Source organism: Paenisporosarcina cavernae (assembly GCF_003595195.1).
In the GTDB taxonomy this organism is placed as follows: Bacteria; Bacillota; Bacilli; order Bacillales_A; family Planococcaceae; genus Paenisporosarcina; species Paenisporosarcina cavernae.
Genome location: NZ_CP032418.1, coordinates 1,604,131 through 1,616,762, shown reverse-complemented (window position 1 = coordinate 1,616,762; position 12,632 = coordinate 1,604,131). Strand labels below are relative to the sequence as shown.

Here is a 12,632-nt window from a genome sequence, read left to right as displayed (position 1 = left end):
TTGAATCGCTAAAGAAAATACGTGACTTTCAAGTTTGCTTTGATTATAATGAGTCTAATATTTAAAAATGTAACATAGTTTTCAAGCCATCGAAAGCTTTAGATTACGGGAGGAGCAACGAAATGTCGAATCAGAAATTAGAAGACCTACGTTTACAAGTCGATGATTTAAATCTTGAGATATTAAAGTTAATTAATGAACGTGCGGAAGTAGTGCAAGAAATAGGGAAGATTAAAGAAAAACAAGGGGTTAATCGTTATGACCCTTTGCGTGAGAGACATATGCTGAATTTATTAAAAGAGAATCATGAAGGGCCACTTCCTTTTAAAACGGTGGAGCATATTTTCAAAGAAATTTTCAAGACAGCACTTGAACTTCAAGAGAATGATCAACGAAAGGCGTTGTTAGTTTCTCGTAAGAAGAAGGCAGAAGATACTATTGTCGAAATTAATGGAGAACAAATTGGAAATGGGATTCCGTCTTTTGTATTCGGTCCTTGTGCAGTAGAATCCTACGAACAGGTAGCAGCAGTTGCCGATTCTATTCAAGCCAAAGGGTTAAAGTTAATTCGTGGAGGAGCTTACAAACCACGTACATCTCCATATGATTTCCAAGGGCTTGGATTGGAAGGCCTCAAAATTTTAAAACGTGTTGCAAAGGAATACAATCTTGCAGTTGTAACTGAAATTGTGACTCCCTCTCATTTAGAAGAGGCATTAGAAAATATTGATGTGGTTCAAATTGGTGCAAGAAACATGCAAAATTTTGAATTACTAAAAGCTGCTGGAGCAATAAAAAAACCGGTACTCTTAAAAAGAGGATTAGCTGCTACAATTGACGAATTTATACATGCAGCGGAATATATTATTTCACAAGGAAATGATCAAATTATCCTTTGCGAAAGAGGGATTCGAACATATGAGAAAGCAACGCGAAATACATTAGATATTTCTGCAGTACCTATTTTGAAACAAGAAACTCATTTACCCGTATTTGTCGATGTAACGCATTCTACAGGTAGAAGAGATTTGTTGCTTCCAACTGCCAAAGCTGCAATTGCCATTGGAGCAGATGGGGTAATGGCGGAAGTGCATCCAGATCCAGCAGTCGCATTATCGGATGCACAACAGCAAATGGATATTGGTCAATTTGATGCTTTCTACGAATCCATTCAAAAATTTATGAAGACATACGAATTTCAAGCGTAAAGTAAGGAGGGAAATGAATGACCGTTACGATATATGATGTTGCTAGAGAAGCAAACGTCTCGATGGCAACAGTTTCTCGCGTCGTTAATGGAAATCCCAATGTAAAACCTGCAACGAGAAAAAAAGTGAATGACGTGATTGAGCGACTTGAATATCGGCCAAATGCAGTTGCAAGAGGGCTAGCAAGTAAAAAGACAACTTCTGTTGGTGTCATACTTCCTGATGTTTCGGAAAATTTTTACTCCGAACTTGCAAGAGGAATTGAAGATATCGCTACGATGTATCGGTACCACATTATCTTATCGAATTCCGATCAACGTCCAGAGAAAGAGTTACAACTGATCGAGACGATGTACGGGAAGCAAGTGGATGGAATTATCTTTATGAGCGAACATCTTACGGAAAATGTCCTCACTCAGATGGAGAAATCCCCTGTACCAATCGTCCTTGCTGGAACAGTTGATGAAACGAACAAATTACCGTCAGTAAATATCGATTATTATGCTGCTGCCTATGAGGCTGTGAATCGCTTGATCCAAAATGGTCATACGAACATTGCATTTGTGGGAGGCTCATTATCCTCCACGATTATTCGTGGATACTTACTTGCTGCTTATAAAAAAGCATTGCAGGATGCTTCCATTGATTTAAAAGAGGATAACATCGTTGAAACAGATGCTAGTTATGAAGACGGGATGGAAGCGTACAAACAACTTCAAACTTTGTCACATCCACCTACTGCTTATTTTGCAAGTAATGACGAAATTGCGATCGGAATTATTCACGGAGCGCAGGACACAGGAAAGCTTGTTCCTAATGATATCGAAGTAATCAGTTTTGAGAATTCGAAATTGGCCAGAATGGTACGTCCAGAACTTACATCTATAGCTTTACCTCTTTACGATATCGGTGCCGTATCCATGCGGTTATTAACCAAGTTTATGTCAAAAGAAACAGTAGAAGAAACGAACGTTCATTTACCATATCGATTAGAAGAACGAGATTCTTTAAAAAAATAAAAGGTAATCCTTGTAACCAGCGATACTGGTACTAGGATTACCTTTTTTCTTTCGGTATAAGTGACAAGCGTTATTTCTCCGAACGGATGGGATAGAGAGCTTTTTGCAGCATTTGCTCATTTTTTTCGGTGATTTCTTGTTTTCGTGGGATAGGTTCGTACATGTCTGCGCTATCATCCCATCTTTTTGCAATAGGAACAGGGGAGTACTGTTCCCAAGCATTTATCCAAGCATTTGGTAAAGAACCTTCAGGTTGAGGCAGGTTGTTCATTTCCATCCAAATAAGAGACCATGCACGTGGAACAACTCGCCAAATGTCGTAACCGCCACCACCAACAGCAATCCATTTGCCGTCACAATATTTTTCTGCCATTTCTTTTGCAAGTTTAGGTATTTCTTTATATATATCAATACTTCCATATAGATGTGTAAGCGGATCGTAGTAATGTGCATCTGCTCCATTTTGCGTTAAAATGACATCCGGTTGAAAAAATTCTGCGATTTCGGTTAAGGCAGATCGGTAAATAGTAAGAAACGATTCATCTTCTGTAAAAGCATCTATCGGAAAGTTGAAAGTTGTGCCATATCCTTCGCCACTTCCGCGTTCTGTGATATTTCCTGTCCCTGGGAATAAATAACGTCCCGTCTCATGGATCGAAATAGTACAAACAGATGGATCCTCGTAAAAGGCCCATTGGACGCCATCTCCATGGTGAGCATCCGTATCGATATAAAGAACCTTCGCACCGTATTTTTGTTGTATGTATTTGATGGCGACAGCACTATCATTATAAACACAAAAACCACTAGCTCTTCCTTTAAAACCGTGATGAAGTCCACCACCTAGATGAAGTGCATAGCGAGATTTTCCTGACATTACAGCATCAACCGCAGTAAGTGTCCCACCTACAAGTAAAGCACTAGCGTCATGCATGCCAGAAAAAATAGGGGTATCTTCCGTTCCAATCCCAAAGCTTTCCGCTGCATTTTTTATTGGTATTCCTTTACTTGCATTTTTTACCGCAGTAACATAACTTGGATCGTGAAATAATAATAGTTCTTCATCTGTTGCTTTACGAGGTGCAAGAATTTGATCATCTGAAAGCGCATTCATTTTTTTCAATAAATCAGTCGTCATTTCGAGACGTTTTTGATTAAATGGATGATCTTCCGCAAATTTATACGTCAGCAGTTCTTCAGAATAGATATATACTGCTTGTGATTTTATTCGCTCATTCCCGGCATATTGGGCCATAATACATCAAAACCTTCTTTACGTAAATCTTGGATTATCGTCAATGGATTCATCGTTTTTAATCGGAAAACTAATATTTTCGTATTATCTTGTTTAGGGTCGGGATAGACTAAAACGCTCCAAACATTTACTTGGTGTTCATAAAAAACTTTGGTTACTTCATAGAGAACACCCGGACGATCAGGAACACGAACCTCTAAATGTGAACCTGGTTTGTTTGCACCAGTTAACTCAATATATTTGTAGAGAACATCTGTCTCTGTAACGATTCCAACTAGTTCTCCATTTTGAACGATCGGTAAACAACCAATATGTTGGTCAAAAAATGTGACAGCTACTTCTTCGACGAAATCAAGCGGGTGACCGATTATAGGATTTTTCGTCATAATTGACTCTAAACGGATGGAACGCAACTCCTCTTGTTCCGAGCGATTTGCAGAAGCTTCTTTAATATCACGATCTGTCACGATTCCAACTACTTTATTCTCAATAGTGATGGGTAAATGGCGTATTTTGTTCGAACGTAATAGTTGAATTGCATCACTAATTGTGTGATCTGGAGATAATGTTTTCACATTTCTTCTCATCATTTCTTCGACAATCATGTACTTCACTCCTTAATACATAAATCGATTCATAAACCGAAGCTGATCAAAGCGTTGTATGGATTCTTGTGAGATACGTTTGCCTATCTTTGCCATCAAACAGTTGGCAGGGTGTGAGCTAATCTCAGGATCATCCGTGGCAAAGTATTCCAATCCACCCGCGTTCATCATTTTTTCCATCACTTTTCTGTATTCCCATACATTCAAACCGGTTCCTTTTAAGTCCCAATGCCAATAGTACTCTGTCGTAATAGTAATAAAATCTTCCATTGCATCATCCATCATGGAAACGTGTAGCAAACCTTTTCCTACTCCGGAACCACGGAACTTTGGAATAACTTCAATTGCCCCAAGTTCAATTAATTCTTCCATTTGCCCCTTTGACCAACGTTCTAGTGGATCAGGATATAAAAACGTCACATATCCAACGATGGTCATATTATCACGTGCAATAATAATTCGACCTTCCGGCAAACTTGCGATTTCGGTAATTGCTTTGTGCTGCTGTGCAGGTGTGCGAAATGCGACTAAGTCGGAATGAAATTCATACCCCTTAATGGCATCAGAAGAAATAGGTCCTTCGATAATCAAATTTCCGTGCTTTGTTTTTAACTCCATGGCGTTGTAAGTTTTTTTATGTTCCATATTTGCACCACCAGTTTTTAATGACTCACTTACATTCTATGATAGCTTAAGAAACGGTACCGGACAAACCATTTCATTTATGCAATTGTCATAAAAGTAAAATTATTCGCCATTTAAAAAATAGTTGTTGTACACTAGAAGTGTAGATTGTTAGAAAGGATGGTTCGGATGAAAGTAGAAGCATTACCTGTTGTACAAGGAGATTTTAACCTTTCGAATTACGCGGATGTAGCGAAAGACTTTGATTGGGAGCAGGCATGGAAGTCGTTAAGTGCCTCTGAAACTGGGCGCCTCAATGCAGCGTATGAAACGATTGATCGTCATGCGGAATCCTCCAACAAAAACAAAGTGGCGCTATTTTACAAGGACGCGAACCGAAAAGAAACGTATACATTTTATGACATGAAACGGATGTCGAACAAGGCAGCTAACGTTTTCCAAAAACATACTTCGATTGAAAAAGGAGACCGATTATTTATCTTTTTACCACGATCTCCTGAGCTTTACTTTGCGTTACTAGGTGCTTTGAAGATGGGAGCAATTGTTGGTCCGCTATTTGAAGCATTTATGGAAGGTGCAGTATTCGATCGTTTAGCAGATAGCGAAGCGAAAGTAATTGTAACAACACCGGAGTTACTAGAGCGTGTTCCTGTTGATAAACTTCCACACTTAGAGACGATTGTCTTAATTGGGGAGGAAATTGAAGAAAAAGACACAATCATTGATTTCAAGAAAGAAATGAAAGAAGCATCTCCTTATTTCGAGTTGGAATGGCTAGAAAAAGAAGATGGATTAATTCTTCATTACACTTCTGGTTCTACTGGAAAACCAAAAGGCGTGTTGCATGTTCAACAAGCAATCATGCAACATTATCAAACTGCCAAGTGGGTTCTTGATTTAAAGGAAAATGATATTTATTGGTGTACAGCTGACCCAGGTTGGGTTACAGGTACATCTTATGGCATTTTTGGACCATGGTTAGCAGGAACTTCAATGGTCGTGCTAGGTGGAAGATTTTCGCCAGATACATGGTATGAAACGATTGAAGAATATGGAGTAACTGTTTGGTATAGTGCTCCTACCGCTTTCAGAATGCTAATGGGTGCAGGCGATGGTTTATTAAAAAAATACGACGTGTCTACATTACGACATGTTTTATCCGTCGGAGAACCTCTGAACCCTGAAGTGATTAAATGGGGGGCAAACGTGTTCCGTCAACGCATACATGATACTTGGTGGATGACGGAAACTGGCGCACAAATGATTTGCAACTTCGGGTGTTTGCCGATTAAACCTGGCTCTATGGGGAAACCAATACCTGGTGTGAAAGCTGCTATTGTGGATGATAATGGAGAAGAACTACCAGCGTATCAAATGGGCAATTTAGCGCTAGAAAAAGGTTGGCCATCCATGATGCATATGATATGGAACAATCCAGAAAAATATGATTCGTATTTCTTAAAAGACAAATGGTATGTGTCTGGTGACTCTGCTTACATGGATGAAGATGGTTTTTTCTGGTTCCAAGGAAGAATTGATGACGTTATTATGACTTCAGGAGAACGTGTCGGTCCTTTTGAAGTAGAAAGTAAGTTATTAGAGCATCCAGCTATAGTAGAAGCGGGTGTTATTGGAAAACCAGACCCAGTCCGAGGAGAAATCATTAAAGCGTTTGTTGCTTTACGTGAGGATGTGGAACCGTCGGATGAATTAATCGCTGACATTCAACAATTTGTTAAAAAAGGTCTTGCAGCTCATGCTGCCCCACGTGAAATTGAATTTAAAGATAAATTGCCAAAAACACGAAGCGGGAAAATAATGCGTCGTGTACTGAAAGCTTGGGAATTAAATTTACCAGCAGGTGATCTATCTACAATGGAAGATTAAATTACATTAGTCATGAAAAAACCTGCGATTCTCTGTCGAAGAGAATCGCAGGTTTTCTTTTTATTCTTCTGCCGGTGGTGCCGTTGGTGGCGGATCAGTCGGCGGAGGTGGGTCCGTCGGCTTTGGATCTGTAGGTGGTGGTGGATCTGCTGGCTTAGGATCCGTTGGAGGCGGTGGATCTGTTGGCTTAGGATCAGGTTTTGTCGGTGTTGTTGGTTTCGGCTCTGGTACTGGTTCCGCAACAACATTTGAGACTGTATTGGAGGCAGCAGATTGTTTGCCAGTAATATCAACTGCTACAACGTAATATTCACCAGCACTTGGAACCGTAAATGATCTACTTTGAGTAGATGTTACGATACCACCTGAATTTCGATACACTCGATACCCAACCACGTCTTTTGAAGCGGAATCTGTCCAACTTAACGTTCGTCCAGATAAACTTGCGGTAACACCACTTGGTGCAGCGCTATCAGCATCAAATGTATCCTCAGAAACGACTTTGCTAGCAAATGCAGAGTTCTCTGGGAACAATTTCGCAGGATCTCCTTTTAATGTTCCAAATGTTCGATCGATAAAGTCTTGGTTGACACCAACTCCACCAGACACAACGAATTCACTTGGTGTTGAAGGAAGTGCTCGATAACGTTTCCCATCAATCACAACATACGATGAGGAGGCAAAACTATCATCTGCTTTTGTTGGAACAAATGTGTTGGCATTAAACAAATCAGAAGTAACAAGGCCTGCTTGTTGACATGCTGGTGACGGGGCAAGTCCGGAAATCGAACAAAATGATCTCGTCACAACACCTTTTGGCATTTCGAAACCTTGTGCAGGATCTGCTAACTCAGGATTAACATCATATGTGCCATTCATTAGCTGTGCCCATAACATATTTACACGAGTAGAATGATGCAATACGCCGGATGTGATAAGCGAGTTGTTTTTATCATATCCTAGCCAAACACCTAACGTAATGTTTGGATTATATCCCATAAACCATGCATCTTTTGCAGCATTCGTCGTACCAGATTTAGCGGCAAAATCAGATTTGAATTTTAACAAACTGCTTGCTCGTGTTCCTGTACCATATTCTAATACGTCACGAAGCATATCCGTTACTATATAAGCGGTTTGTGGAGAATATACTGGTTCAGGAACTGATTCATGCTGATACACTATATTTCCTTCCGCATCTTCAATGCGTTCGATCATATAGGCTTTGTTGAATTCACCTTTATTTGCCAGAGTGGCAAAAGCATTCGTATTTTCTAAGACAGATGGCCCCATTCCAACACCACCAATAGCGGAGGATAAGAAATAGTTTTCTTCTGGATTCACATTACTAAATCCTAATTTTTGTAAGTATTCAATCGGTTGCTTGTCCATAATACGTTTATATAAGCGAATAGCGGCTAAATTTTGTGATTTAGCAAGCGCTTCTCGAGCAGGGATAATGCCGAGCTCTTGGCCTTCAATTACATTCCCAGGGCTATAATTTCCACCCTCTCCGTCAGGTACATCTTCCAAATACACGTCGACTACAGGACTACCTGCACCAATTATCCCATATTCAATTGCTGGGCCATACACCAACAGTGGTTTCATGGTAGAACCGTTTTGTCGATAGGATTGAGTAGCGTGATTTAAGTTTTCCTGATTGTAATCTCTTCCACCGATAAAGCTCAATACTTTTCCAGTACTGTTTTCCATTAATACACTGCCGACTTCTACTGGTTTTAATACCGTTTCATATTCGCCAGTTTCACTATTTTTTACTTCCGCTTGTTTGTTTGGACCAAAGTTTTCAAACGCATTTTTGATTTGTTGGTGCTTGTCATAAATCTTCTGGTTAATAGTTGAATGAATACGATAACCATTCGTACGCAATGCACGATCTGCTAGAATCGTATATTTTTCATTCATTTTTGCATCTTGTTCTAAACGGTTTTCATCAATACCATCTTTTTCTGCTAACTGAACTTTTAATATAGAGACAGCTTGTCTTTCTAATTCATACGTTAAATAAGGATATTTTTCATATGGCATTGCCTCAGGAGAACGGAAATCCTTTGCAATATCATAATTCCGATATTGTTCATACTCTTCATCTGAAATATAGCCAGTTTCGTTCATTCGATAAAGAACTGTAACCATTCGATCAATACCAGGCTTTAATCCATCTGCGTCCTTTAATTCCCCTCGATTTGTAAACGGAGTATAAGCAAAAGGTGCTTGTGGAATTCCAGCGATAAATGCAGCTTGTGCAAGATTTAATTCACTTGCTTTCAAGTTAAAAATACCTCTTGAAGCTGTTTCAATACCGGCAATATTTCGCCCAGATGCATTCCGGCCGTAAGGAATGATATTTAAGTATGCTTCTAATATTTCATCTTTTGTCATGAATTTTTCTAAGCGCATTGCTAGCAAAATTTCTTTTGCCTTCCGCTCATAGGAAACTTCGTTTGTGAGGATTTGATTTTTGACTAATTGCTGTGTAAGAGTTGAACCACCAGTTTGGTCATCCGCATTTGTTACATCTTGAAATAAACCGCGAAAAATTGCTTTTGGGACTATTCCATGATGAACGTTAAAATACTCATCTTCAGTGGCTAAAACAGCATTAATAACATTCGGAGAGACCTTATCAAGTTCTGTTTCCACTCGTTCTAGGTCTGTTTGGAGTTTACCTATATAGATATTATCCGCAAAAAAGATTTCCGATGTTTCGTCATAACTAAAAATATTCGCACGCATTTCGTCTTCTGTTCGTAGTGGTTCGGAATCCACTAATGAAGCGAAATAACCAGCTCCTACTGAACCGGCAAATGCGGCAAATACGACCCCAATAATGAGGAAAATAATTGCTAAGTTCCAGAAAACAGATGAACTAATTCGAAGGCTTTTTGCCCATTTTGTTTTCTGCCATGTATCCCATTTTTCTTGCCCTTGTGTCCAGATATTCATGAAGCGTTCTTTCACTTTTCTCGACCCCCTAAATCTGGATTAATTATACCATATTCCTTACAGGCATAAATATTTTTATTGACAGTAAGTGAAATAGGAGTAAAATGAGAAATTATAGTTTTTCTACGTTGAAAAGCCCGAAGTAGGGTAGCAGATAATTCCCAAGAGAGCTAACGGTGCTGAGAGTTAGTGAATTGCTGTTATGACGAATTACAGTCTTGGAGTAGAACGTTTTTCACGACGAAATGTGAACTAAAGAGGAAGACATATGTCTTCAAGCAGGGTGGTACCGCGCTCATTCCAACAGCGTCCCAGCATGATTTCTCGTAAATCGTGTTGGGACTTTTTATATTCAGGAGGGTTTTAGGATGACAAATGCATTAGTAGAAGATTTAAAATGGCGAGGACTCGCTTACCAATTAACCGACGAAGAAGGACTCACAAAATTATTGAATGACGAAAAAATCTCTCTCTATTGTGGGGTTGATCCAACAGCTGATAGTATGCATATTGGCCATATTGTTCCGCTGTTAACGTTGCGTCGCTTTCAAATGTATGGGCACCGACCAGTCTTGCTTGTGGGTGGGGCGACTGGTATGATTGGCGATCCTTCTGGGCGCAACGAAGAACGTCAACTGCAAACGACGGAGCAAATTGATGAAAATGTGAAAGGCTTAGCAAAACAAATGCACCGTATTTTCGATTTTGATACAGAGAACGGCGCAAAACTAGTTAACAACAAAGATTGGATTGGCTCGATGAATGTAATAGAATTTCTTCGAGATTACGGGAAATACATTGGTGTAAATTACATGCTAGCAAAAGACACCGTCGCATCTCGATTAGAAGGGGGAATTTCCTTCACAGAGTTTAGTTACATGCTTATCCAAGCAATCGACTACAATCATTTATTCAATACAGAGAAATGTGTCTTGCAAGTTGGTGGTTCCGATCAATGGGGGAATATTACGACAGGACTTGAAATGATTCGGAAAACACACGAAGAAGAAACCAAAGCCTACGGAATGACGATCCCACTTGTAACAAAATCGGACGGTACTAAATTCGGTAAGTCAGCTTCTGGCGCAGTTTGGTTAGATGCAGAAAAAACAACTCCGTACGAATTTTATCAATTTTGGTTGAATACAGCTGATAGCGATGTGATTAATTACATGAAGATTTTCACATTCCTCAGTCGAGAAGAAATTGAAAGCTTTGCAGTAACCATTGAAGAAGAAGCTCATTTACGAAAAGCTCAAAAAGCCTTAGCGGAGAAGATGACTGTTTTAATTCACGGACATGAGGCGCTTAAGACTGCCCAAAAAGTAACGCAAGCACTATTTAGCGGAGATCTAAAAGCACTATCGGCGAATGAAATGAAAGAAGCGTTCAAGGATGTTCCATCATCTGAAGTGGCTAAAGAGGATCATAACATTGTAGATTTTTTAATTGAAATCGGAGTAGCGCCTTCCAAACGTCAAGCACGTGAAGATGTGACAAACGGAGCGATCTCGTTAAACGGCGAAAAAGTGACAGACCTTGAATATGTGGTAGGAGAGAAAGACCGTTTGGAAGATGCATTTTTAATTGTGCGTCGCGGTAAAAAGAAATACCATATGGTGAAATTTGCTTAATATTATCTAGCACATTTTGAAACTTCCCTTGATTTTGTTTCGTAATTATAAGAAACAGAAAGGGGAATGCACATGTCGTCAAAAGGGTGTATAAAATGTGGTGGAAACGAAGTTGGGGAGAAAGAAATTTCGACCACAGGAACAGGGTTATCAAAGTTGATTGATTTACAGCACAATCAATTTCGAGTAGTTTTTTGTAAAAAATGCGGATATTCGGAGCTGTATAACAAACAAAGTAGCTCGACTGGTAACATCATCGATTTATTTTTCGGATAAGCGAGCTTAGCCTTTTGCAGATCATGATTATCTGCAAAAGGCTTTTTTAATGTAGACCTGAATTAAGTAAATCGATCGCTACCATTCTTTTGCTGAATAAATCCATGCATTATTTTCCTTCAAGCCTTTTTTCATGTATAATACGAATGTCTTTCCCTCAAGAGGAAAGCGACGAATAGTCGATAAAAGTTTTGACCCTTTCGCCTTGTGAAGCAAAAGCATTCGAAACTTTTAGTAGAAGGAGCAATTACTATGTCACTTACACCAGAACAACGTATTGAATTACATGAATTTAACAACTTAACAAAATCTCTTAGCTTTAATATGTATGATATTTGTTACACAAAAACAAAAGAAGAACGAGAAGCTTACATTGAGTATATTGATGACCAATATAATGCGGACCGATTAACGAATATATTAAAAAATGTTACCGATATTATAGGAGCTCACGTATTAAATATTGCCAAACAGGATTATGTTCCTCAAGGTGCCAGTGTGACAATGTTAGTGTCAGAAGGGCCAATTGATGCAGTTCCAGATGAGCAATTTAAAGAATCACCTGGTCCACTTCCAGATACGGTCGTGATGCACTTAGACAAAAGCCATATTACCGTGCATACGTACCCGGAATATCATCCGAATGAAGGCATTAGCACATTTCGCGCGGATATTGATGTTTCGACATGTGGGGAGATTTCTCCATTAAAAGCGCTGAACTATTTAATTCACTCGTTTGATACGGATATTATGACTGTAGATTACCGTGTTCGTGGGTTTACGCGTGATACTAGTGGTCATAAATTATTTATTGATCATGAAATCAATTCCATTCAGAATTTTATTCCAGATGAAATTAAAGACGAATTTGATATGATTGATGTTAATATTTATCAGGAAAACATTTTCCACACGAAATGTAAGCTAAAAGAATTTGACTTGAATAATTATCTTTTTGGGAAAAAAACAGAAGATTTAACGGAAGAAGAACAATTGGAAATTACGAATAAATTAAAAATGGAAATGGATGAAATTTTCTACGGAAAAAATATCGTTTCTAAATAATCGGTCGTACTGATTCATCTCTTATTGAGATGGGTCAGTTTTTTTGTTTAAACAAGGAGAGGGATAAG

General features: G+C 39.0%; 10 protein-coding genes. 6 read left to right on the top strand and 4 right to left on the bottom strand.

From position 1 onward, the window contains the following. Positions 1-122: 122 nt before the first annotated feature. Both D3873_RS08175 and ccpA read left to right on the top strand, forming a co-directional pair. Complete coding sequence (locus tag D3873_RS08175; RefSeq protein ID WP_119883610.1) at positions 123-1,208, top strand: bifunctional 3-deoxy-7-phosphoheptulonate synthase/chorismate mutase; 1,086 nt, start codon at positions 123-125, stop codon at positions 1,206-1,208. Between the two features lie 17 nt (positions 1,209-1,225). Further along, positions 1,226-2,227 (top strand): catabolite control protein A, encoded by a 1,002-nt coding sequence (gene ccpA / locus D3873_RS08170; RefSeq protein WP_119883609.1) that lies wholly within the window; start codon positions 1,226-1,228, stop codon positions 2,225-2,227. 70 nt (positions 2,228-2,297) lie between these two features. On the opposite strand, the gene D3873_RS08165 is transcribed toward ccpA, so the two are convergent. From D3873_RS08165 to D3873_RS08155, 3 genes are read right to left on the bottom strand one after another with little or no spacing between them, the layout of a single operon-like run. After that, entirely contained in the window at positions 2,298-3,482 is a 1,185-nt protein-coding gene (locus D3873_RS08165) for an acetoin utilization protein AcuC (protein ID WP_119883608.1), read from the bottom strand. After that, positions 3,452-4,087, bottom strand: a complete 636-nt coding sequence (locus D3873_RS08160; RefSeq protein ID WP_119883607.1) for an acetoin utilization AcuB family protein — start codon at positions 4,085-4,087, stop codon at positions 3,452-3,454. Before D3873_RS08160 ends, D3873_RS08165 begins: the two co-directional genes overlap by 31 nt. A 12-nt stretch (positions 4,088-4,099) precedes the next feature. Then, positions 4,100-4,732, bottom strand: a complete 633-nt coding sequence (locus D3873_RS08155) for a GNAT family N-acetyltransferase (protein WP_119883606.1) — start codon at positions 4,730-4,732, stop codon at positions 4,100-4,102. Between the two features lie 168 nt (positions 4,733-4,900). Here D3873_RS08155 and acsA point away from each other — a divergent pair, with 168 nt between their 5' ends. Further along, positions 4,901-6,619: an acetate--CoA ligase gene (gene acsA, locus D3873_RS08150; protein ID WP_119883605.1), complete on the top strand. Its 1,719-nt coding sequence runs from the start codon at positions 4,901-4,903 to the stop codon at positions 6,617-6,619. A 60-nt stretch (positions 6,620-6,679) separates the two neighbouring features. On the opposite strand, the gene D3873_RS08145 is transcribed toward acsA, so the two are convergent. Next, a complete protein-coding gene (locus D3873_RS08145) occupies positions 6,680-9,589 on the bottom strand; it encodes a transglycosylase domain-containing protein (RefSeq protein WP_119884508.1) in 2,910 nt (969 codons plus the stop codon). Between the two features lie 368 nt (positions 9,590-9,957). Here D3873_RS08145 and tyrS point away from each other — a divergent pair, with 368 nt between their 5' ends. From tyrS to speD, 3 genes are all read left to right on the top strand, one after another. Then, entirely contained in the window at positions 9,958-11,223 is a 1,266-nt protein-coding gene (gene tyrS / locus D3873_RS08140) for a tyrosine--tRNA ligase (RefSeq protein WP_119883604.1), read from the top strand. A gap of 72 nt (positions 11,224-11,295) precedes the next feature. Further along, a complete protein-coding gene (locus D3873_RS08135) occupies positions 11,296-11,499 on the top strand; it encodes a zinc ribbon domain-containing protein (protein WP_119883603.1) in 204 nt (67 codons plus the stop codon). 252 nt (positions 11,500-11,751) lie between these two features. Then, positions 11,752-12,564, top strand: coding sequence for an adenosylmethionine decarboxylase (speD, locus tag D3873_RS08130; protein WP_119883602.1), 813 nt, complete (start codon positions 11,752-11,754; stop codon positions 12,562-12,564). The last annotated feature ends 68 nt before the right edge of the window (positions 12,565-12,632 follow it).

Bases quoted from the DNA above. Each gene is read 5' to 3' on its own strand.
- D3873_RS08175 (WP_119883610.1), top strand. From the start codon at position 123: ATGTCGAATCAGAAATTAGAAGACCTACGTTTACAAGTCGATGATTTA.
- ccpA (WP_119883609.1), top strand. From the start codon at position 1,226: ATGACCGTTACGATATATGATGTTGCTAGAGAAGCAAACGTCTCGATG.
- D3873_RS08165 (WP_119883608.1), bottom strand. From the start codon at position 3,482: ATGGCCCAATATGCCGGGAATGAGCGAATAAAATCACAAGCAGTATAT.
- D3873_RS08160 (WP_119883607.1), bottom strand. From the start codon at position 4,087: ATGATTGTCGAAGAAATGATGAGAAGAAATGTGAAAACATTATCTCCA.
- D3873_RS08155 (WP_119883606.1), bottom strand. From the start codon at position 4,732: ATGGAACATAAAAAAACTTACAACGCCATGGAGTTAAAAACAAAGCAC.
- acsA (WP_119883605.1), top strand. From the start codon at position 4,901: ATGAAAGTAGAAGCATTACCTGTTGTACAAGGAGATTTTAACCTTTCG.
- D3873_RS08145 (WP_119884508.1), bottom strand. From the start codon at position 9,589: ATGAATATCTGGACACAAGGGCAAGAAAAATGGGATACATGGCAGAAA.
- tyrS (WP_119883604.1), top strand. From the start codon at position 9,958: ATGACAAATGCATTAGTAGAAGATTTAAAATGGCGAGGACTCGCTTAC.
- D3873_RS08135 (WP_119883603.1), top strand. From the start codon at position 11,296: ATGTCGTCAAAAGGGTGTATAAAATGTGGTGGAAACGAAGTTGGGGAG.
- speD (WP_119883602.1), top strand. From the start codon at position 11,752: ATGTCACTTACACCAGAACAACGTATTGAATTACATGAATTTAACAAC.